Raw genomic sequence first — 22,738 nt, 5'->3', positions numbered from 1 at the left:
AGAATTTCCAGCTAAATGCGATGAAACATGTATTTAGGTGAAATTAGCAGGAGTATTTCCTGTTAATTATGATATTGAATGTTCATAAATAGGTTTGAACAATTTGATCCTCTTTGCCAGCGCAGCCGATGCCAGGCTTAGCGTATGCAACGCGTACATTCCATAGTATTTTAGTTAGAAGCCTTGACTTCAGAGGACCGCTTTGTTTTGTGAACAGGCTGCTTATCCAGTACGCGCAAAACGGTACGCAGCGCAGCCGGCGTCGGCGCACCTGGCCAAGGTCCTGGAGCAGCGAAATGCGCTTCCTCCATCCAGCTAGTCAGCTGACGGAGCGCATCCTGCTGCTCCGCCGCCAGCATTGGCTCGGCGGCGCTCGCATATTCACGCGGCGTCAGCGCCTCCGCGTGTACGCCGAAACGGCGATGCAGCAGCGGAGCCAGCGTGTCGGCGACGGCTATAAAGCTCGCGCGAACCCGCCCTTCGGCGCCGCGCGGCGCTTTTGCATACCGCGGCGCAAGCCCCGCCGCGGCTCTGCTGTCCGTCACAGGTTCATGTGACGGGTAGGGCGCGGCTGCGCCGGCGAGCTTCGCGACGCCGGCGTAAGCCGCGCCATAACGGCGCAGTGCCAGCGAAAGGCGAAGCCGCTGGCGCTGCGCCGCAGCAATGGCCGCTGCCGCAAGCACCAGCGCGGCCGCGCCTGCGGCAGCTGCAGCGGCGGGCGATGCCGCCGCCGCGCTCTTGGCGGCGCTCTGCGCCGCTTGCACGAGGGCGTCTGCCCCTCGCGCAAGCGTTGAGGCGGCTTGCTCAGCCGCCGCCTCGGCCCATGCTGCGAGGCCCGCTATGCTTGCCTCGCTAAGCCCAAAAGCATCGCTGCCGACGCCGCTCGCCAAAGCCGCTCCCGCTGCACCCATCGCGGGAGCAGCAAGCGCTCCGCCAGCAGAACCGGCGGACGCAACGTTCAAAACGCCGCTGATTCCCGGCGTCGGATCAAAGGGCACCCAGCCTGCGCCTGGGAAATAAACCTCAACCCAGGCATGCGCATCAGAGCCCCTCACCTCATAATTCACAAGCTTCGCGCTACCCTCATTTGAAGAATTATCCGTTTTCCCCGCGCTTAGCGCATCTATGCCCGCACTCTCACGAGCACTTTCATCCGCACTCAGCGCATCACTGCTCGCACTCCCACGAGCACTCTCATCCGCACTTAGCGCATCACTGCTCTCACTCCCACGAGCACTCTCATCCGCGCTTAGCGCATTACTGCTCTCACTCCCACGAGCACTCTCATCCGCGCTTAGCGTATCACTATTCGCACTCCCACGAGCACTCTCATCCGCGCTTAGCGCATTACTGCTCGCACTCCCACGAGCACTCTCATCCGCACTCAGCGCATTACTGCTCTCACTCCCAAGAGCACTCTCATCCGCGCTTAGCGTATCACTGTTCGCACTCCCACGAGCACTCTCATCCGCGCTTAGCGCATTACTGCTCTCACTCCCACGAGCACTCTCATCCGCACTCAGCGTATCCCTACTCGCACTCCCACGAGCACTCTCATCCGCACTCAGCGCATCACTGCTCGCACTCCCACGAGCACTCTCATCCGCACTTAGCGCATCACTGCTCTCACTCCCACGAGCACTCTCATCCGCGCTTAGCGCATCACCGCTCGTACTCTCACGAGCACTCTCATCCGCGCTCAGCGCATCCCTACTCGCACTCCCACGAGCACTCTCATCCGCGCTTAGCGTATCCGCGCCCAGCGAATCACTGCTTAAACCCCCATCACCGCTCAAGCTCTCCCCTACCGGGGTTCCGGCAGTAAAGCCCTTTACCCATCTAGCGGGAATGCCCTGCGAGCGAAGCAGGACCACCATAGCTGTCGAGAAATGAACGCAGTAGCCTTGGCGCTGCTCAAAGAGAAAGTTATCGACGAAGTCGCTGCCCTCCGGCGGCAGCTCACTGCCGTCTAACGTGTAGGTATAGCTCGTTTTCAAAAAATCCTCAATGGCTTTGACTTGATCATAACGGCTCGTTACCCCGCCGCCTGCCACCTCAGCGGCTAAAGCCACCACTCGGCTGGGCAAGGATGAAGGCAGCTGCAGGTAAGGCTCCAGCTCCGCTTCGGTTTTCTCGGCACCGGAAGCTTCCGTACTTCCACCGGCAGCAAGACTGCCTTCCATTCCGCTGCCCAAAGCCCGCAGCTGCGCACCGTCTGTTACCGGGAGCACGCTTTCTACGGTATACCTTTCCACCTTCGTCTTATCCGACTGGGCATACAAGGCGCTTTCAACCTCATTGTAGACGTAACTTCCGAGCTTGCGACGAGGATCAGCCGCGATCAACTCAGTAACATGTCCATGGAAGCCCGATGAAAAGAGCGGCATTCCCGCTGTTGGCTCGGACCAGACGACCGTTTGCCAAATAACCGGGCCAGTCAGCTCGTTCCCTGCTTCCGAGGAAGCTTCAGCCGACGCTGCCGTACCTGCGCTTTGCACCGGCATCAGCACGGAGCTGCCTGCGGTATCCGCCCAGCCGCGGCCGTCATACACATGCTTGGATTCACCGCGCCAATAAGCTTTTGCCGTGGAGCTCCCCGTGAATAGGACATGGTTGTCCTTCCGTACGGGTGCCCCCAGCTGGCTGTCATCGAAGCCGTAGCCCGTAAATGCGCCGCCAAGCTGGTCAAAGCCTGTTTGTCCCATCACCGTAATTGACCCTTGTTGATTGCCAAGGGATTGAATCGTTTGTTCAAGGCGTTCATTCAGTGCTCCCGTCCAGCTCGGGGGAGTCATTGCAGCTTCGCGTCCACCCGCGAACAGCAAGCCGCAGCCGAGGATCATCACCACAATAAACGCCGAGCCTGACAGCCAGCGCATATCCAATCGCTTAAGCTTACCGACACCCGTCTCAATGATGCGCTGCACACGCGGCACGGACACCACGCTGCCTAGCAGCAGTCCTTCCGCGACGGTCCGCATTAATCCTCCCATCACATCGAGGCCGAGCCAAACATGCAGCGTAATTAAATAAACCAACGTGATGCATGCAATGCCAAGTGCAGTTTGGCGCATCCATAATAAAGCCTGGAGAGCAGGAGCAAGCATCGTCCAGCCAATAAACAACAGCAGCGTCCGCAGCTCGCCTGACATCGCCCATAGCCCGTTTTGCATAAGCAGGACGAAATGCTCTTTCAGCATCGCCGGAAAACCAATCAGCCATTGCAAACTGCTCTGATCAGCGCCCTTGTAAAGCCACATAAGGCTCAAGATGCACAAAAACGTATTCATAGGAAGCGTGACCGCGAGCGGCATACGAAACAAGCCAAACAGCAATACAAAGCCGATAACAAGCAGCAGAGGCTGCGGATTATAAATAACCGACCACTCTCCTGCGTTTACCCAAGGTAACAGCCACTCGGCAAGCAGGCCAAACAACAGCAAGCTTGTAATGAATCGGTAGCCCAGCGATTCCTCGGGCGCTTCGCCGCGCATCGGACTGCGATCAGCCTGCAGCCCTTTTCCCGATCCCATTCTTCCTGCCACATCGCTTTTATGCAAACTCATGCGCGTCGCCCCCTTCCTCGGCGTAAGGAAGCGCGGTCATGCCTGCAGGAACATGCAGCCACGTCAATTTGACGCCGCCGCTTTCCAGCCACTTCTGCTGCTCACGCATGGCGAAGCTTGGCACCGTGCTGCGCGTCACAATAAACAGTTCCAGTCTGCAGCCCTGCTCGGCTGCGTATCCGGCCAGCTCGCCCCAGCTTCGTCCTCCCCGCCAATCCGCCGTGAATACTAGAATGGTACAGCCGCGGGAAAGCAGCTTCGAATCACGAACAAAACTTCCGGTCAGAGAGCCCTTTCCTTCTGCACGAAGCAATGCCATCGCCCGCAGCATGCTGGATAAGCCCTCCTGCGTGCCGCCATCTATAGGAGATTGAATCACTTGCCCGCCTTGTCCGAGCAGAAGCGTTACACCGTTTCCCATCCATGCTGCCCTCGTCACGGCTAACGCTGCCCAGCCTAAACAAGCATCAAATAACTGATCATCCCGTTCATAGGCAGAAGCCAGCGTATCGACCGCAATATACGTTTGAACAGGCTGCTCCAGATTATGAATTTTGGTCTGTAAACCGCGTCCTTTGGCTGCGCTTCTCCAATCCAGATGTCGAAGGGAATCTCCTTCCCGGTATGGACGGCTATCCGGTCCGAGTCCGGCTGCCCGCACCGCCGCTTCTATTTCTTCCCGTCCCGCTGCCCCACGGCGGTCCTGCGCTTCGCCTGTCAACGCTGAAGGCACAGCGTAAATCGCTGCCCCTCCCGCACGTTCTGCTTTTGTGCCATTCTCCAACTGCGGGAGTCCCGGCAGCACAACAAATTCCGACTTGCACTCCAGCCGCTTGTGAATAGCCGTCAGGCCTAACCAATCTCCAACCGTAATCGATACATGTTCAAAGGGATGCCTTCCGCGCCGCAATTTATGCAGCGTATAACGGTAGGTCGTCTCTTTGCGGAACGCAGGGGTGAAAACCGTGCGTATACTAATTTTACGATTCGCTGCCGAGCTCTCGTTTATCGTTTCATCATGTATCGCTATCCAAACGAAAGGAATCAGATAGGACCGCTTTAGCGTTAAGCTGATCACAAGCTGTCCGCCCTCGCGCGTCAGTTCCTGAGACAAAACCCGCGCTGCGCTTGAACCAGCTGCTGCCATAACAGGCGCTATTCCGCTGACTGCAATGATCATAGTCAGTACGGTGGCCATAAACCATTCCACAGCGCCGCCCCTCAGCAGTACGGCTGCAAAGCTTCCTATCCAGCCTGCGCTGATAATGCCCCAAGCGAGCCATCTTGTTCGATAAGCCGGAGCATACCGCTCCTCAGGATGGTTTGCTGGCTCCCTTTTATTTATTGCATTTGCTGCTCTTGATTGAACAGCCGCTGATTGATTCAAAGCAGCATCGCCTTGCGGATTGATGCTGCCAGCGACAGCATCTTCCTGTGCTCTGCTCTGCAATACGCCATCTTGAAACGGTGCATTCATCGGCGCTTCCCGCTTCCTGCAGCAGCCGGCATAGGACAATCGCGAATCGTCCGTTTAATGACAGCAGCCGCATCAACGCCAGTTGCGGCCGCATTGAATCGAAGCGAAAGCCGATGCGGCAGCACAGCGTCCGCTGTCGCCAGCAAGTCATCCGGCACCGCATAGCTGCGTCCTTCCATATAGGCGTTAGCCTGCGAAGCCCGCAGCCAATCGCGCAGCGCGCGCGGACTTAAGCCAAGCACAACCTCCGGGGCACGGCGGGTCGCGTCAGCTACCTGCACCATATATTCGAGCAGAGCGGGATGCATATGGGTCTGCCTGGCTTCCGCCTGCATTTGCAGCCATTCCTCTGTCGCGATAACGGGGCGCAGACGTTCAGGCTCGATTCTGTTGCCGTCCGCGTATTGCTCCAGCATCCGCTTCTCTTCCAGCGAGCCGGGATAACCGATGGTCAGCCGCATCATAAAACGATCCAGCTGTGCTTCCGGCAGTGTATTCGTCCCCTCGAAGCTGAGCGGGTTTTGTGTCGCAATCAGCATAAAAGGAACCGGCAGCTTGCGGGTTTTACCTTCCACCGTGACTCGTCTTTCCTCCATCGCTTCAAGAAGCGCAGATTGTGTACGCGGCGATGTCCGGTTAATTTCGTCGGCCAGCACCACATTGCCCATAATGGGACCAGGACGATACACGAGCTCGCTCGTGCGGGTATCAAGCACGACTCCGCCGACGATATCAGCCGGGAGCATATCGGATGTAAACTGTATTCTTTTGAAATCGCCGCCTACTGCTCTAGCAAATGCCTGAGCTAGCAGTGTTTTACCAACGCCAGGCACATCCTCTAACAGCACATGTCCGCCTGCCAGCAGCGCGGTCAACGTATTACGAATGACCTGCTGCTTGCCTAGCAATACGCTCTCTACCTTTACTAGCAATCGGTGCAGCAGCACCTGCGGAGCTTCCGGCCAATGACTATAACGGTCTTCTTTTGCATCCTCTGAGAATTGGGGAGAAATCATCGTATAAATCGCCTCCTGAAAAATAAATCTATCTATTTTTCAGTTTCCCCAGCTTTCTCTCTCTTTAGACCTGCTAGAAGGCCTTTCTGTTACTCCGAGAGCCATATTTCTCGTTGTTGATCGTTATAAACATATTTTGTGATCTGGATTTCGAATTTTTGCAGCGCTGCCCGCACAGGGACAATGACCTGGCCTTCACGTGAGGTATGAATTTCTTTACTGGTCAGCGACAACACTCGGTTTCCATCGTAATAAGCATCGATCAGTCCATTTTCCACATCAAGCAATAGGCTTCCGCCAACCCATTCCGTCAGCTTCCGCAGCGAAACCTCGATAGCTCCGCTCGTTATGCTGTATTCGCCTGATTTTAATACTAATTTGCCCTCTCCGCGGTGCACAATAAGCTCAGGCTCATTCTTCGCCGCTTGCGCCAGCGAGCTTTCCCTGCTAAGCTTCTCCGAGAACTGGGTCAGCTTCGTTATTTCTGTCTTTGTAACATGGGCTCTGGTCCATTTCAGCTTGCCCGCTGCTTTGAATTGAATCGGTGCTACCTCATCCGTTATCTTTGCAAAAGCGTAACCTTTGCTTTTGTAATATTTAATAATTGCTGGCAGCGCCTTTACCGACTCCGTGTGCCCAGCGCTGTCATGCAGCAAAACGCTCAGCTTACTCGCCAGCTTAGAGCCTTTGATCGTCGTCAAAATCTCAGAAGCGGGCACGCCCTGCCTTTTCGAATCTCCGCTGTCCACATTCCAGTCATGCACCTGATAGCCTGCAGCAGCCATCGCATCGAAGTAGCCCTGATCAAAGTTGGTGTATGTCCCGCCAGGCGCTCGAAAAAGTATCGTCCTGACGCCTGTTGTTTGGTATATGGCCTTATCGGTTTTCATGACCTGCTCTGCAAACTCGGAAAAGCGCCCATATAAACGCTCATATTTATGATCATACGTATGATTGCCGATCGCATGTCCTTCCGCTATGATTCGTTTGGCTATTTCCGGCTGCCCCAGCACATGCTCCCCCAATACAAAAAAGGTCGCCGAAATGCCTTCCTGCTTCAAAATATCAAGCACCTGCTCGGTGTTTTTGCTCGGACCGTCATCGAATGTCAAATATACGATTTTCTGATTCGCCTCTGCCATTTCTGCCGATTCGGAATCGCTTGGTTTCACTTCGGTGTTGGCCGGCTGGTCTTTTCCCGACTGCTGCTTTGTTTCATTGGACGCGTGCGCTGCCAAAAGCGGCTTTGCCTCATAATGAGCTGCGGTTGCGGCTTCACTTGCCTGCACAGTCTCCCGCTCCTTTGCCGCATTGCTCTGATCACCCGTAAAGCTGCCAAGCTCTATCAAGCCAAACCACATGATCATCGCACAAATTGCCACCTTCAACATACGCCGCATTCGATGTGCCACCCTTCTCTACCTATGAATAGGAACTCTCGTGTATTCTGATAGATTATATGAGCCGCTTCTCTATTAAATGACTGCTTCTCTTAAATGATGGAATACTATCTCGTCTATCAAAAAAAGCCAAACACAGCTGCAGCTTGCCGTGTTTGGCTTAAGTCTTGTATTGGTCTTGGATTTTTTAATCCGCAACGCTTATGCTATAGGTATTATTGTCCTTGTCATAAGGAAATTCATTTTTGAAATAAAGAAGATCGCCTTCCCGTTTAATGAATTTAAGCATATCGCCACGGTATGGCGTATCATTATACGCTACATACTCTTGATGCTTGGCATCCAGCAGCTCCTTATATAAAATCGTAACTGAGCCGGTATCCCGGTCAACCAGGTTCAAAATACCATTCGAATTTGCACGAAGCAGAAATACATCCTCGGCGAAGTATTCGACGAAATACTTATCGGCTTCACCGCCCAGCTTCACTAAGTCGATCGTTTCAAGCAATGTTCCCGTTCCATCCTCGATGATTCTCAGCGTTTTTCCGTCTATTAATAACAGCTGGCTTCCCAGCTTCGTAACATTCGTTTCTAAGCGATTCCAATAATGTACGCTTGCTTGCTGAATAACCTTGCCGTCTTTCACGACAAGCGTAAAAAATTGATTATTCAAATGCGGCTCTCCGTAGAAGTCAGCCCAACGAAACACCGTCAATCCTCCCGGTGTCCTCTCAGCCGTAAAAGATAAGCTCTCTTTAATGGAGGTCCCCAGTCTTGCAAACTCGCGCTGAACGCCTTTGCTGTCCGTAACATTAACAATACCGCTTTTCCCTTCAACCGTGTATTTCAATCCCTCATGGACAAAATCATATTTCTTGAAGGTTTTCAAATGGTCTGCTTTTACCGTTTTGGTACGGGCATCCCATGTCAGATTACCTCCGCCCAGCGCATACACAACAAAACGAGCCGGTACGTAAAGCATTTTCTCGAACAGGAAGGGCGCTCCCTCCAGCTTCACGATTTCCCCGTCCAGCATGACGGTCAAACTGCCTACCCGGACAGCAAACGATTTGTTCCAGCCGTCGAACTGCGCCCGTTTGCCGGAGGAGTCCCAGCTTAGGTCATCCACTACATGCGTCAAAGGAACAAAGGTGACTCCATTTTTCAAAAGGGCTGTTCCACCCCCACTCCCGCCTTCTTCCCAGCTAAAATAATATTTAGCCTGAGCAGCGGCACCAGCCGCAGCCGGAAGAATAAGCAATAAGGCCAGAATGAAGATTGTTAAGCTCCGTTTCACTCTCAATCATCCCCTCATCTTCTATTAAATGGGTTTTCTAATGATTACTAACGCTTATAGGGATGGAAAAGTTGCGCACTTATCATAAAGGATTGAAACGCAAACAGCCGAGCAGAGATTGCTTCTCTGCTCGGCTGCTTATGAAATGATAATCGGGCGCTGCGCTTAAAACGCGGCTACGATCGCACCTTTATACGTATCTTCAATAAACTTCTTTACTTCCGGCGAACGAAGCGCCGCTGCAAGCTTCTGCATTGCTTCGGAATCTTTGTTATCCGGACGCGCGACAAGAATGTTTACGTAAGGAGAATCGTTGCCTTCAATGAACAGCGCGTCTTCCGTCGGAACAAGATCAGCCTCAAGGGCATAGTTCGTATTGATTAGGGCAAGATCAACTTCGCCGAGTACACGCGGAAGCGTAGCTGCTTCCACTTCTGTAATATCGAGCTTTTTCGCGTTTTCCGTAATGTCTGCAACGGTTCCGTTAACGCCAACGCCGTCCTTAAGCTTGATCAGACCATTTTCCGCCATCAAAGCAAGTGCGCGGCCGCCATTCGACGGGTCGTTCGGTATAACGACTTTTGCGCCTTCCTTAAGCTCTTCAAGCTTTGTAATCTTTTTCGAGTAAGCGCCGAAAGGCTCAATGTGTACGCCTGCTGCATTTACAAGATCATAGCCCTTGTCCTTGTTAAACTGCTCTAGATAAGGCATATGTTGAAAAAAGTTCGCATCGATTTGTTTTTCGAATAGCTGTGTGTTTGGCTGCACATAGTCATTGAATTCGATGATTTCCAGATCAATGCCTTGCTCCTTCAGCATAGGCTTAACGAATTCCAGCAGCTCCGCATGCGGTACTGGAGACGCTCCAACCTTCAGTTTAACCTCCGACGGCGTTTCGGCACCCGTGCCATTCGTGTTGTTCTCTGCATTCTTGTCTTGTCCGCATGCTGCTAGCGCAAACATCAGCATCATCGTTAAAATCAAATAGCTTGTCTTCTTCATGTTCATTCCTCCAATGTTGTCATTGCTTTCTAAGCTGTAATGCTTTCAAAAATATCTACTTCCTGCTGTAACGCCGAACCAGCGCATCGCCAATCGTCTGCAGCACCTGGACAAGCACGATAAGCAGCACCACTGTTACCAGCATCACATCGGTTTGAAACCGTTGATAGCCGTAACGCAGGGCCAAGTCGCCAAGTCCGCCGCCGCCAATTACGCCTGACATTGCCGTATATGAGACGAGCGTAACTGCCGTTATGGTCACGGCAGCAAGCAAGCTAGGGCTGGATTCACGAAGCAGCACGCGCCGCACAATGTCCCAATTCGAAGCGCCCATCGCTTGAGCGGCCTCGATAACGCCGCGGTCCACCTCGCGCAGCGACGTTTCCACCAGCCTTGCGAAGAAGGGTGTTGCTGCTACGACTAGCGGCGGAATCGAGCCCTCTACACCAAGCGTCGTTCCGGTAATCAGCTTCGTAATCGGCATGATCATAATCATCAGGATAACGAAGGGAACGGAACGCAGCACGTTGACAATAAAAGAAAGCACCCCGTAAACAATCGGCTGCTGCAGCAGCTGTCTGCGAGAAGTTAGAAATAAGATAATGCCGAGCATTAATCCGAAAATAATCGTAAATACAAGCGAGGCGGACAACATATACAGGGTATCCTTCGTCGCGTCCCATATTTCCGGCCAGCGCACGTTTTCAAAGCTCATCATATCGCCTCCACCTCCAGCCCGTCCTTACGCAGAACGTCAATTACGCTCTCGATCTCTGCATCGCTGCCGATCAACTCGACAATAAGCTGGCCATATGGCGTTTGCTTCATGCGTGATACCGTTCCTTGCAAAATGGCAAATTGCACGGATGTCGGCTTCACGGCATTATAAAGAATCGGCTCATACGTCAAATCGCCGATATAGGTCATGCGCAATAGACGCCCTGTGCGCTGACGCAGTAGCTGTCCGTTTACACCGCTGTCTGCTACTTGATCAACAAAATCGCGGGTCACCGGATGCTCCGGCTTCAGAAAGACATGCAGCACATCGCCGATCTCGACGATTTCGCCTTGGTCTATGACGGCTACGCGGTCACAAATGGAACGAATGACATTCATCTCATGCGTAATAAGCAAGATCGTAATGCCGAGCTTCGCGTTAATATCGAGCAGCAGCGACAAAATCGAATTCGTTGTTTGCGGATCGAGCGCCGATGTCGCTTCGTCGCACAGCAATACGTCCGGATTGTTCGCTAGCGCCCTGGCAATGCCGACTCGCTGCTTCTGTCCCCCGGAGAGCTGCGCGGGATATTTATCCGCATGTCCCTCAAGCTGAACGAGCTTCAGCAGCTCATCCACCCTTTTGTTAATCTCTGACTTGGATAGCTTTGCAAGCGCAAGCGGGAACGCAATATTATCTCTAACCGTAGACATCGACAGCAGGTTAAAATGTTGAAAAATCATCCCGATGCGTCTACGCTGCTGCTGCAGCTGCCCTTCGGACAAGCCCGTAAGCTCAACGCCGCCTACTGTTACCTTGCCTGTCGTCGGCTTCTCCAGCAAATTGACGCAGCGCAGAAGCGTGCTTTTTCCCGCACCGGAATGGCCGATAATTCCGAATATTTCACCCTTATGGACCGTTAAACTAACGTCACGGACTGCTTCTACCGAAACCGCCCCTACTCGATACGATTTTTTGATGTTGTTTAGCCTGATCAGTCTAATAACCCCCTATCGAACAAGCAAAACCATATTGTATAAATGTGTCAGCATCTCGTCAATGGATAAAATATTCCATTTCTTTCATATACCCCGTCCATTAAGTGATTAAGCGGCTTAAGTGAATTTTCTCTATTGTTTCCATAACCCAATTTATTACTCTTTCATGCACGGCCTGAGCAGCAAAGAAGCCTATTCAGCCGGTTAGCTGGATAGGCTTCTTTATGTTCGTGCATAGCTTGCCGATTAGCGAAGAGCAGCCGACTGTAATTGCTGTACGGCTTCAAGCACCTGCAGCGTATGTCCTTTGACTCTAACCTTGCGCCACTCTTGCACCAGTTTGCCCGCTGCATCGATTAAAAAGGTTGACCTAACGAGTCCCATATACTCTCTGCCATAAAGCTTCTTTAGCTGCCAGACACCGTAAAGTTCGCATACGGTATGCTCGGTATCCGCCAGCAGCAAGAAAGGCAGCTCTTTTTTGGCGATAAAATTCTGATGCGATTTTACCGTATCGATGCTGATTCCCAAAATAACCGTATTGTATTTAATCATTTCCGCGTTCGCATCGCGAAAGTCGCAGGATTCTTGGATGCAGGCTGTCGTCATATCCTTAGGATAAAAATAAAGAACGACATTTTTCCCGCGGTAATCGCTTAATGAAACGTTCTCTCCGTTTGAAGCCGGCAGGACAAAATCCGGAGCCAAAGCTCCCACTTGAAGCTGTGTCATTGCTAGACCTCCATAAAGCACTCTTTTTTGCTGTCCTATACGAGCTGAATGCGAAAGCTAAGAGCCTGCTCCGCGGTAACGTTTTACGCCATGGTTCCACATCCACAGCCCTAACGAGAATACGACAATGCCCATAACGGGCGTCAAAAGCGCGAGCTGGGAAAGATCATCGGCTTTTTTCTCGAGAAAATAAGAGGCTGGAATGACGCCGACGAATGCAAACGGCAGCAGCCATGTAAGGACAAAACGAATCATTTTATTATAAATGTTAACCGGATAGCGCCCATAGTTTTGAATGTTGTACATAAGCGGCACGATACCGGTCGGCGCATCCGAGTAAAAGGAAATCGCGCTGAGCGCGGTATAAAGTCCCGCATAAATAAGTACTGCGCCTAAGATGAGCAGCAGAAGCACGAGTACGTCGAGCACTTGAAACGGCAGATCAAGCTGCGTCCAGCAAAGCGCCATAATGATTGCACCGACGAAGGAGCCGATCAAGGACGGCGGATCTACGTTTTCTAGCAGCACTTGATAAAGACTGTGCGCCGGCCTTGTAAGCACGCGGTCCATTTCACCCTTTACGATATAACGCTCGCTGAAATTCCAGATGCTGAAGAAGGTGCTGAATACGCCGTACGGAATCATGAAGAACCCATAAACGAATACAACCTCTGCCTCCGACCAGCCGCCGAGCGACGGCGTATGCTGGAACACGATCAAGATGAAGATCAGGTTCATCCCTTGGAACAATAAATCGGACAGCACCTCGACCCAAAAATCTGCCCGGTACGTTAACCGCGTTTTCGCGTAATTTTTAATATATTCCCAAAATAAAGATGCATATCTCATGTCTGTTACCCCCCTTGCACGAACAGCCGTCTACGAGCGGCGCGCCACGTCAGCCATATCGGCACCAGCAAACCTACAAACCATAACACTTGAATGCCAAACACATGCAGCACCTCACTGCTTGGCGTTCTCCCCGTAAAAACGGAGCTTGGCAAATAAGTGATCGCTTGGAACGGCAGCCACTGCATAACAGCTGACAGCCACCCTGGGAAGAAGGCAATCGGCACGACTACGCCGGAGAACAAATCGACCATTACCCGCTTCATTCGCATCATGCCCTCGTTGTTTTCGACAAAAAACGCGAACAAGCCGGTCAAAATATTAATTTGCGAGTTAATAAGAAAGCTAAAGAACAGCATGACTAAATAAATAAGCCATGTCATGGGATCTGTCGGAAGCGTGACCGGGAAGATGAGACAAACGATAATCATCCCCGGAATCATGAACAGCAGCATGCGGAAGAGCCCTTCGCCGAACCCCTGCATCATTTTTACGAATAAATAGGAATACGGTCTTATTAATTGAACCGCCACGCTGCCGTCCCTAATCTCATTTGCAATCTCGCGATCCAAATTGTTGAAATAAAAGGCACGCGCCATCCACGATACCGCCACATAGGTCGTCATCTGCGTCACCGTAAAACCGGCGAGCGTCTCCTTGTCCCCATAAATCGCCTGCCACAGAAAATAATAGGCACCGATATTAATGGCGTAAATAATGATACCGCTGTAATAATTAACGCGGTAAGCAAGCATCATGATAAATCGAATCCGAATAAAATCGATATAAGCGCTCATCATGATTGAACCGACTCCTTGGGGGTTGACGCGGAACCGGAGGAGTAAATACTGCGGACGATATCATCCGTATTCGTCTCAATAATTTTGATATCGCGAATTTCTACGCCGCCTACCACGCAGGATAAAGCATCGGAAACGTTAACCGCATGGGGCAGCCACATTTTTGCCGTAACCTCGTTTTCCATCGTCCATGTGACATCGAGAGATTCGGTTAGCTGCTGCAGCTTAGCAAGCTGCGTATGCCCGGCGAATTGGAACTGAATTTCTCGTCCCTTGCTCCAGCGGTTTTTCAGATCGTCTAGACCGCCGTCATAAATAATTCGGCCGTCATCAAGCATGATGACACGCGAGCAAAGCGCTTCGATATCCTGCAAATCGTGTGTCGTCAGCAAAATGGTTGTTCCTTGTTCTTTGTTCATTTGCATGAGGAAGTCGCGGATTTCCGTCTTCACGACAATGTCGAGACCAATCGTCGGCTCATCTAGAAATAGGATTGATGGATTATGAAGCAGCGAAGCGACAAGCTCGCAGCGCATCCGCTGGCCTAGGCTTAGCTTGCGTACCGGACGATTGAGCAAATCGCCCAACTGCAGTCTTTCGACAAGCTCGTTCAAACGTTTGCGGAAATCAGCCTCCGACACCCGGTATACCTTGCGCAGCAGCTGGAAGGATTCGATTACTCCGATATCCCACCAGAGCTGGGAACGCTGTCCGAATACAACGCCAATCCCGTTAACGAACTTCTCGCGGTCCTTAAACGGCACGTAGCCGTTTACCTTGAGTTCGCCTGACGTAGGTACCAAAATACCTGTCAGCATTTTTATCGTTGTCGATTTGCCTGCTCCGTTTTCTCCGATATAACCGCATACTTCGCCTTGCGGAATTTGAAAGGAAATATCTTTAACCGCCGTGACCTCGTTGTACTCGCGTTTAAACAAGTCCTTGAGTGCACCGGATAAGCCTTCTCGATTTTTCTGTACGCTGAATTGCTTACGTAAATCCTTTACATCAATGGCTAGCATTTGCTTCTTTAAGCCCCTCTCGCTTCGACATTTCCTAGGAAATACCGATCTTTATTTACCTAAAACGATAAAACTTGCTTCTGCATGTCGTTCAGCTTTATAATTTTATGATATGTAATCATACATTAGTTCACGCCTAGCGTAAACGGCTAGCTTTGCCCCTGGTACAGCAGCTTTCGTTCGCGGATGAAATATAAGTTATGAAAGAAGCTCATACTTATACGTTCTTATATTTCTAGCGTAAACGGCTCCGCTCGCCTTTTTATTTAGAAGCGGACCATTCGCTATGCCATCATTGTGCATGCTTACATTGAAATTCACCCTCATTGACACAAAATGATCCTGCAGCATCTGAAAGGAGCACGTCAAGCGAATGTCTAAACAGACGAACCAAGTGCCTAAAGAAAAGAACAAGAAGAAAAAATGGAAATGGTTTTTCGTCAGCCTCTCCGTAATACTAGGCGCAGCAGCAGCGTTTCTTATTTACTGGAGTGTAGGCATATATAGTGCACTAGATAACTTCAGTGACCCTAAAGAAACGAAGGTACCCGTAGAGGACGCCGAAGCTACGCCTGTTCCCATTCCGGATTGGGAAGGGAAGGAACGTGTTAATATTTTGCTGCTTGGCGGTGACGCGCGCGGTTTAGACGAGGGGCAGATTGCCCGTTCAGACTCCATATTAGTCGCTTCCTTTGATCCTGTAACCAAAAAAGCGCATCTGTTCTCTGTGCTCCGTGATACGTATGTCAACATTGAGGGTCATGGCAAAGGCCGCATCAATACGGCGCTTGCTCTAGGGGATTACCCGTTAGCTATGAAAACAGTCGGCGACCTCCTCGGTCTCGACATTCAATATTATGTATATACAGACTTTGAAGGCTTCAAGAAGCTGATCGATACGATTGGCGGCATTTACTTTGATGTCGAAAAGGATATGCAGTATACCGATAACGCAGACGGCAACCGCTACGATATCGATCTTAAAAAAGGCTACCAGCTGCTCGATGGCGACAAAGCGCTGCAATATGTCCGCTTCCGCCACGATGCAATGAGCGACTTTACGCGTACGGAGCGTCAAAGAAACTTTCTTCAAGCGGTATCCAAGGAGCTTCAATCCACTTGGAACATCGTTCGCATGAAGAAAATTCTTGAAAGTGTTCAGCCCTATGTCAGCATGAATATCAGCGTTATGGATATGCTGAAGCTCGGCCAGCTTGGTGTCAAAAGCCATGTAGCCAGCACAACGCAAATCCCGCCGATGGAGCTCATTGCGGAAGACCGCGTTGGCGGCGCATCCGTCATCGGTATCAGCGACGATGAAGAGCTGCGCGATTTCGTGCAAATGACGCTGGAGCAGGACGATACCATCCCTACTCCTACTGAATCGACAACACCGACAGACGGTGCAGAAGCAACGAATCAACAGCAATAACCTATACGTACACGCAACGGGCTCCAGCAAGTTGCGTGTATTTTGTTTCCCATATAACAAGCGTAAACGGCTGACGCCGTCCTTGGCGGTAAAGCTCGTTTCGCGGTGAAATATAAGCAACGTATACGGTTGAATTTTATACTTTCTTATATTTGAACCAAAGACGGCGATGCCGTTTATTCATGTCCGAATCCGAGCATTCATGCCCGGCTAACATTTCTATTGGAGGCTGAAAACCATGACGACAAAACGAACCAATTCCGAGAAGCTTTATGAAGAAGCGCTGCAGCATATCGTCGGCGGCGTTAATAGCCCCTCCCGCTCTTATAAAGCAGTAGGCGGCGGCGCTCCGGTGTTTATGAAACGCGGGGAAGGCGCTTATTTCTGGGACGTCGACGATAACCGTTATATTGACTATTTAGCAGCTTACGGTCCCATCATTACGGGACATGCCCATCCGCATATTACGGAGGCTATCGTGCGTGCTGCCCAAAACGGCACGCTTTACGGCACCCCTACTGAGCTAGAGATTAAGCTAGCCCGCATGCTGAAAGAGGCCATTCCCTCACTCGACAAAGTCCGGTTCGTCAACTCCGGCACTGAAGCCGTCATGACGACCATTCGTGTGGCACGCGCCTTTACGAAAAAATCCAAAATCATTAAATTCGCAGGCTGCTATCACGGGCATTCCGATCTCGTGCTCGTCGCGGCAGGCTCCGGTCCGTCTACGCTTGGTATTCCGGACAGCGCCGGCGTCCCGTCAAGCATCGCAAGCGAAGTCATTACAGTTCCCTTTAATGATCTTCCGGCACTAAAAGCTGCTTTGGATCGCTGGGGCGCCGAGACAGCCGCCGTCATGGTAGAGCCTATCGTCGGCAACTTTGGCATGGTAATGCCGCATGAAGGCTTTCTGGAAGGGCTGTGCAAGCTTACACGCGATGCGGGTGCTCTCGTTATATACGACGAAGTCATTAGCGCATTCCGCTTCCACTATGGCGCAGCGCAAACGTATGTTGCATTTCCCGACCATCAAGCGGTGGAGCCGGATTTAACCGCACTGGGCAAAATCATCGGCGGAGGCCTGCCGATCGGCGCATACGGCGGACGACGCGAAATCATGGAACAGGTTGCTCCGCTCGGACCTGCTTATCAAGCAGGTACAATGGCCGGCAATCCGGCTTCAATTTCAGCAGGCATTGCATGCCTCGAGCTGCTGCAGGAGCCAGGCATCTACGATCGAATGAACGCTCTCGCAACAAAGCTCGCGGCAGGCCTGCACGCCACTGCCAAGCAGCACGGCATACCGCTTACAATCAACCAAATCCGCGGCTCGTTCTCGGCTCATTTCTGTGATCATCCAATTACTAACTATGATGAGGCGCAGGATACGGACGGCGAGCTGTTCGGTAAATTCTTCAAGCTCATGCTGGATCAAGGCATCAACCTAGCACCATCCAAATACGAGGCTTGGTTCTTCACGACCGCGCATACGGAAGCGGACATCGATGAAACGATAGTTGCAATCGACCGCGCCTTTACGCAATTAGGCTCTGCGGACGCTATCTCTTAATTAATCTCCAGTCTTCGAATGTTTCGACAAAGCTGGCAGCTTTATGATTTACAGAAGAGGCAAAGACAACATAAAAACGAGGAGATCTAAATGGCCGTTTGGCCAGTAAGATTCCCTCGTTTTATTTTGATGCTCTTGATTGTTATTTCACGTCGTTAAGCAGCAGCAGCCGGTCATCAGTCTTCGACGGTATGCCGCGTCCGTCGGTGTTGTTCGTTATGACGTAAATGCGTCCATCCTTTATTTTCACATCGCGAAGTCTGCCTTCGCCTTCAAATACAACGGACATTTTATTAACCGCCGGATCGTAACGATAGAGCGCTCCGCCCATTAAGGTTGCAATCAACAGTCGATTGTTCGCGTCGATTGTCGCGCCAGAGGGGGCAATGGCCTTCTCTCCTGTATGGTAGATTGGCGTTTTCATCCCTTCTTTTTCCGCATCCCCGTAAATATCAGGCCAGCCATAATTAGCGCCCGCTTCAATCATATTGATCTCATCATGTCCGCCTGGATCTCCGGATGGACCATGCTCTGTATTGAACATAATCCCTTCTTCATTCCATACCAGTCCTTGCGGATTGCGATGCCCGTAAGAATAAACATACGAGTCGGGGAAAGGGTTGTCCGCAGGTATTTTGCCATCAAGCGTCAGCCTTAATATTTTACCGGCTAAACTGATAAGGTCCTGTGCGAGTTCCCGCTGCTGCGCATCACCTGTGGTCACATAAAGCAGCTTATCTGGTCCGATTGCCATTCTTCCGCCGTCATGGTTGGCTGCTCCGGGTATGCCCTCAAGCAATGCCCGTACCTCATCCCATTGCTCGCCGTTTTGCTTCAGCAGAACGACCCGATTCCAAATCTGGCCATTCTCTTCATAGGTATGATACGCATAAGCCATTTTCGACTTTGCAAAATCCGGCGCTAATAAGAAGCCTAGAAATCCGCCTTCTCCAAGGCCATGCACGCTTTTATTAAGATGGACCGATTGCCGTGTCATTTTCGAACCGTCCACCTTCACGATATTTCCTTCTCGTTCGCTAATGTAGATAATGTCATCATCAAATGTGATGACCCAAGGTACACGAAGCTCCTGGGCAAGCACCGTATAAGCTTCGCCCACGTTTTCTGATGCTGCCGGCTTGTCGGTCTCTCCACTCGTTTTCGTTTCTGCCGGCTTCTCGGTTACTGCGTTCGTTGACGTATTTGTCGATGGCTGCGATTCAGGCGACTCGTTTTTTTCGCATGCTGCCAGCATGCCTAAGCATACGGTAGTCATGATCAAGGCGGCTATTCTTCTTTTTGCTGTCATCTCCGTTCACTCCTTCCCCTAAACAGAGAAGGACACCGCAGCTGCGAGCTTCGCAGTGCGCTGTCCTTTCCCCTTTACTCGTTTGCTTTCGCTTCAGTAAGAGCAGCGATGAGTTCCTCTTGGATATGACCGTTCGTGGCTACGACATTGCGAACACCGAGGTCGTATGGCTTGCCTAATGTATCGCTTACGATTCCGCCCGACTCCTGCACAAGCAGCGAGCCCGCTGCCAAATCCCAGCTGCTGAGCCCAATTTCCCAAAAGCCGCTTAACCTTCCTGCAGCTACATATGCCATATGCAGCGCGGCAGAGCCGGCAATACGCAGGTTGCGCACTTGAGGCGCCACCGCTTGTATGCCTTGCAAATTTAATGGCAAAGCGTAATGGTGATCGGCCGGAAGGCCTGTCGCCACCAAGCTGCCGCGCAGTGTGTCTTCTTTGGACACCTGCATCCGTTTTCCGTGAACATAAGCTCCCTTGCCTTTTTCCGCAACAAACAGCTCATCCTTCATCGGATCATAAACGACGCCGACGATCACCTCGCCGTTATGAGCAAGCGCGATTGACACGCAGAAAAACGGAAAGCCATGTACAAAGTTCGTTGTTCCGTCAATCGGATCAACGATCCATAAATATTCCGCGTCCCGGATATTTTCAAGCGCGCGCGTTGATGCTTCCGGTCCCGGCTCCACGCCCTCTTCGCCTAAAAATGAATGATGAGGAAAATGCGTCATGACGAGATTTTTGATCAAGCGCTCTGAGCCTTTGTCTACTTCGGTAACAAGATCATGCGAGGAATACTTTATATCAAGTTTCGCGTAATTGCCAAGCTTCGTCTTAATCCATTCTCCTGCCTTAGACGCACAATTGATAGCGACAGCAGTAAAGCTTTTCCCGCCAACGACGGAAGCGTTGTTCTGGTCACTCACGATCCATCACTCTTCCCTCTATGTAAAATTACAAACATTTCTATCCACGTTATGCTACTACGTATGAAGCTTAAGCAAGTTTCGTATATAAGTACTCTCACCATATCAAAATGATCGCAAGCCTTCAATGATTAATTGTCCCGCAAGAAGCAGAAGCGTAACCCGAAGCAGCCATAACAAGCCTTTTCCACTCAGTTTCACGGCGATCGCCGCTCCAAGCTTTCCTCCGATCCATGCTCCAGGCACTAAAGCAAGCACGAGCAGCCAATCCGTCTCCCCCAGATAAGCATGCATGCCGCTCCCAAGTATTGATGATAAAAAAATGACGAACATGGAGGTTGCCGTAGCCATATGAGGCGGAAAACGGAATAACAGCACCATGAGCGGCACGAATAACGATCCTCCACCAATGCCGAACAACCCTGACATAAGCCCTACGCCAAAACCGATCGCGAGCGCAGGCAGAATCCCGTAGCTATAGGTGTGCACCTCTCCCGTAACATCGGTTATCGTACGGACGATTGGCCACTGTTTGGAAAACGGTTTCATATTGTCCCGAGCAATCAGAAGTGAGGCCACCAGCAGCATAAACACGCCGAATACCAGTTGAAACACGCCCGCTGGAAGCATGCCCGTTAGCGCTGAGCCTATCATGGCAGCTGGTCCGCTCGTTATAAAAAATAACCAGCCACTGCGGAAATCGACAATTTTCCGTTTTGCATAGCTGAGCGTTGATGCGAGTGCTGTCACAACAAGCACGGTTAACGAAATGCCGACCGCCGTTGCATGTCCGATCTCATCGCCCGTTAATACGGGACCGATCAGCATAAGCACGGGGACAATAATAATCCCGCCGCCAAGTCCTACTATACTGCCGAACATAGCCGCTACAACCCCGAGCAGCACTAAAAGTATCCATTCCATGATGATAATCACCTTTTCAATGTGATAAAGAAGGCCATGCAGAAAGCTGCCAGCATACAATAGCACCGCCAAGATATCCCTTGACGGTGCCATTCTGCTTCGGTTAATGAAAGGGGGCAATCTCTACGCGTCCGCCATCTAACACCTTAATGCCTTCTCCGGTTGCTTCCATCTGCTTTAAATCCTCGATGAGCTTGAGCAGCGCTTCATCCTTGCTTTTGGCTTCCAGCATACAGTCCAAAAACTCGCAGCTCCTTGCGGCATTGCGCAAAAACTCGACCAATGGCCCGGCTTCCACAAAATCTGCATGACCGCGCGGATCAGATAAGCTTTTGGGGCTGGAGGCATGGATTTTGGTCGGAAGCTGACTGGCGCTTGTATAGCCCAGCCGTTCCCGCTCCTTTTCCCAGGTGCGCTCAATCCGCGGCCATATCCCATCATACAGCTCGTCATCTCCGATGTCGCAGGAATTGACGGCATGATGATGAATGTCAAGAACCATGGGAACCTCCACTTGTTCCGCTGCGGCTAGGGTTTCCCTAGCATTAAACGTTTTATCATCATTTTCGAGTGTAATCCGATGCCTAAGACGAGGCGACAAGGCGCTGAATAGACGGATGAACCGTTCTCCAGCTACAGCCTTGTCGCCATATGCCCCACCGATATGTATGTTGCATTTGATCGCCTCATCCAGTCCCATTGCCTCCAGCATAAGAACATGATTCATCAAATCCAGCTCGGATTTGGCGAGTACCTCCGGCCTAGGCGTGCTGAATACACAGAAATGATCCGGATGGAAGGATACTCGGATACCGTTCTTCTGTGCATACTCACCCACCTCTTGAAAAGCAGGAGCCAGCGCGGTAAAGGGGTTCCAACCCGCTAATTCTTCATGCGTAGCCAGTGGAATGAGTTTAGACGAAAAACGATACATTTGAATGCCGCTTGCTTTGCAAAGCTTCAAAATACGCAGCGTGTTCCGCAGATTTTCTTCCGCAATTCTTTCAAGCTTCCGAATTCCCGCCTCGCGGTCGTCCAGCTTGGAGAAGTTTGTGAAGGTCATCGTTTTGGAGGGAGACGCATTTTCAAGCTGCAAGCTCATTGCGACAAAGCCTAATCTAACAATCATCAATTAAGCCTTCTCGCCAAAAAACATTTCAAAAGCGAGCGCCGTTTGAATTCTTGCTTCTTCCTCAGTCAACTTTCTCACGAGCTCCATCTCCACTTGTGTCACTTCTTCGCCTTGAAAATTAATCTCGGCTATAGAAGCTAAAATGCGGACAATCGCGATCGCTTCGTTAGCAGGCGTGTAGGCAATTACCTTCTGGCCAGTTGGAAAAACGCGAAAGCCGCTCTTGACCATTTTGCCCCGACCGTACTCCAACAATTCATACAGCTCCTGATCGGACTTAAATTTGCAAACCGAATTAAACTCCGTTGCAAAACCCATTATATTTCCCTCCTTTCAGTGAAATTTCTACCTGGCCTTCAAAGGCTTTACTACCAACCTTCAAAGGTTCTACTGCCAACCTTCAAAGGCTCTTTACTACCAACCTTTAAAGGCTTTACTGCCAACCTTCAAAGGCTTTACTACCAACCTTCAAAGGCTTTAATACCAACCTTAAAAGGCTCTACTGCCAACCTTCAAAGGCTTTTCGAACCCACCCAAACCCTCCCTTCCAAGGGAGGGCCCCAAG

At 51.2% G+C, this 22,738-nt stretch carries 19 protein-coding genes; 2 read left to right on the top strand and 17 right to left on the bottom strand.

The features are described 5' to 3' along the window. Positions 1-170: 170 nt before the first annotated feature. From RCO25_RS05010 to RCO25_RS04955, 12 genes are all read right to left on the bottom strand, one after another. A complete protein-coding gene (locus RCO25_RS05010; protein ID WP_308995037.1) occupies positions 171-3,566 on the bottom strand; it encodes a transglutaminase domain-containing protein in 3,396 nt (1,131 codons plus the stop codon). Then, on the bottom strand, positions 3,553-5,043 hold the full coding sequence (locus RCO25_RS05005; protein ID WP_308995036.1) for a DUF58 domain-containing protein: 1,491 nt from the start codon (positions 5,041-5,043) through the stop codon (positions 3,553-3,555). Before RCO25_RS05005 ends, RCO25_RS05010 begins: the two co-directional genes overlap by 14 nt. Then, entirely contained in the window at positions 5,040-6,059 is a 1,020-nt protein-coding gene (locus tag RCO25_RS05000) for an AAA family ATPase (protein WP_308995035.1), read from the bottom strand. Before RCO25_RS05000 ends, RCO25_RS05005 begins: the two co-directional genes overlap by 4 nt. 89 nt (positions 6,060-6,148) lie before the next feature. After that, a complete protein-coding gene (locus RCO25_RS04995; protein WP_308995034.1) occupies positions 6,149-7,459 on the bottom strand; it encodes a polysaccharide deacetylase family protein in 1,311 nt (436 codons plus the stop codon). 187 nt (positions 7,460-7,646) lie between these two features. Continuing rightward, complete coding sequence (locus tag RCO25_RS04990; RefSeq protein WP_308995033.1) at positions 7,647-8,756, bottom strand: copper amine oxidase N-terminal domain-containing protein; 1,110 nt, start codon at positions 8,754-8,756, stop codon at positions 7,647-7,649. Positions 8,757-8,921: 165 nt separating this feature from the next. Further along, on the bottom strand, positions 8,922-9,758 hold the full coding sequence (locus tag RCO25_RS04985) for a MetQ/NlpA family ABC transporter substrate-binding protein (RefSeq protein WP_308995032.1): 837 nt from the start codon (positions 9,756-9,758) through the stop codon (positions 8,922-8,924). A gap of 55 nt (positions 9,759-9,813) precedes the next feature. Then, positions 9,814-10,473 carry a methionine ABC transporter permease gene (locus RCO25_RS04980; RefSeq protein ID WP_374992064.1) on the bottom strand — a complete coding sequence of 220 codons (660 nt, stop codon included), beginning with the start codon at positions 10,471-10,473 and terminating at the stop codon, positions 9,814-9,816. Next, complete coding sequence (locus RCO25_RS04975) at positions 10,473-11,474, bottom strand: methionine ABC transporter ATP-binding protein (protein WP_308995158.1); 1,002 nt, start codon at positions 11,472-11,474, stop codon at positions 10,473-10,475. Before RCO25_RS04975 ends, RCO25_RS04980 begins: the two co-directional genes overlap by 1 nt. Before the next feature lie 246 nt (positions 11,475-11,720). Continuing rightward, on the bottom strand, positions 11,721-12,206 hold the full coding sequence (gene bcp, locus RCO25_RS04970; RefSeq protein ID WP_308995030.1) for a thioredoxin-dependent thiol peroxidase: 486 nt from the start codon (positions 12,204-12,206) through the stop codon (positions 11,721-11,723). Between the two features lie 57 nt (positions 12,207-12,263). Then, positions 12,264-13,055, bottom strand: coding sequence for an ABC transporter permease (locus RCO25_RS04965; RefSeq protein ID WP_308995029.1), 792 nt, complete (start codon positions 13,053-13,055; stop codon positions 12,264-12,266). 5 nt (positions 13,056-13,060) lie between these two features. Next, complete coding sequence (locus RCO25_RS04960) at positions 13,061-13,855, bottom strand: ABC transporter permease (RefSeq protein ID WP_308995028.1); 795 nt, start codon at positions 13,853-13,855, stop codon at positions 13,061-13,063. Beyond that, complete coding sequence (locus RCO25_RS04955; RefSeq protein ID WP_308995027.1) at positions 13,852-14,877, bottom strand: ABC transporter ATP-binding protein; 1,026 nt, start codon at positions 14,875-14,877, stop codon at positions 13,852-13,854. The genes RCO25_RS04960 and RCO25_RS04955 overlap by 4 nt, the downstream gene beginning before the upstream one ends. Before the next feature lie 373 nt (positions 14,878-15,250). Between RCO25_RS04955 and RCO25_RS04950 the strand changes: the two genes are divergently transcribed. Together RCO25_RS04950 and RCO25_RS04945 are read left to right on the top strand one after the other, a co-directional pair. Beyond that, entirely contained in the window at positions 15,251-16,309 is a 1,059-nt protein-coding gene (locus RCO25_RS04950) for an LCP family protein (RefSeq protein ID WP_308995026.1), read from the top strand. 238 nt (positions 16,310-16,547) lie between these two features. After that, a complete protein-coding gene (locus RCO25_RS04945) occupies positions 16,548-17,879 on the top strand; it encodes a glutamate-1-semialdehyde 2,1-aminomutase (RefSeq protein ID WP_308995025.1) in 1,332 nt (443 codons plus the stop codon). 142 nt (positions 17,880-18,021) lie between these two features. Here the strand turns inward: RCO25_RS04945 and RCO25_RS04940 are convergent, their stop codons facing one another. The 5 genes from RCO25_RS04940 to RCO25_RS04920 all read right to left on the bottom strand — a co-directional run bounded on the left by RCO25_RS04940 (position 18,022) and on the right by RCO25_RS04920 (position 22,491). Further along, positions 18,022-19,188 carry a PQQ-dependent sugar dehydrogenase gene (locus RCO25_RS04940; RefSeq protein ID WP_308995024.1) on the bottom strand — a complete coding sequence of 389 codons (1,167 nt, stop codon included), beginning with the start codon at positions 19,186-19,188 and terminating at the stop codon, positions 18,022-18,024. A 74-nt stretch (positions 19,189-19,262) separates the two neighbouring features. Beyond that, positions 19,263-20,117 (bottom strand): inositol monophosphatase family protein, encoded by an 855-nt coding sequence (locus RCO25_RS04935; protein WP_308995023.1) that lies wholly within the window; start codon positions 20,115-20,117, stop codon positions 19,263-19,265. Positions 20,118-20,222: 105 nt separating this feature from the next. Next, on the bottom strand, positions 20,223-21,041 hold the full coding sequence (locus tag RCO25_RS04930) for a sulfite exporter TauE/SafE family protein (RefSeq protein WP_308995022.1): 819 nt from the start codon (positions 21,039-21,041) through the stop codon (positions 20,223-20,225). 103 nt (positions 21,042-21,144) lie between these two features. After that, entirely contained in the window at positions 21,145-22,170 is a 1,026-nt protein-coding gene (uvsE, locus tag RCO25_RS04925; RefSeq protein ID WP_308995021.1) for a UV DNA damage repair endonuclease UvsE, read from the bottom strand. Positions 22,171-22,173: 3 nt separating this feature from the next. Beyond that, entirely contained in the window at positions 22,174-22,491 is a 318-nt protein-coding gene (locus RCO25_RS04920; RefSeq protein ID WP_308995020.1) for a hypothetical protein, read from the bottom strand. Positions 22,492-22,738 lie beyond the last annotated feature (247 nt).

This window comes from Paenibacillus sp. LHD-38 (assembly GCF_031157315.1).
Lineage (GTDB): Bacteria > Bacillota > Bacilli > Paenibacillales > Paenibacillaceae > Pristimantibacillus.
Note: the sequence above shows the minus strand (reverse complement) of the source record. Positions and strands in the feature narration are given on the sequence as shown.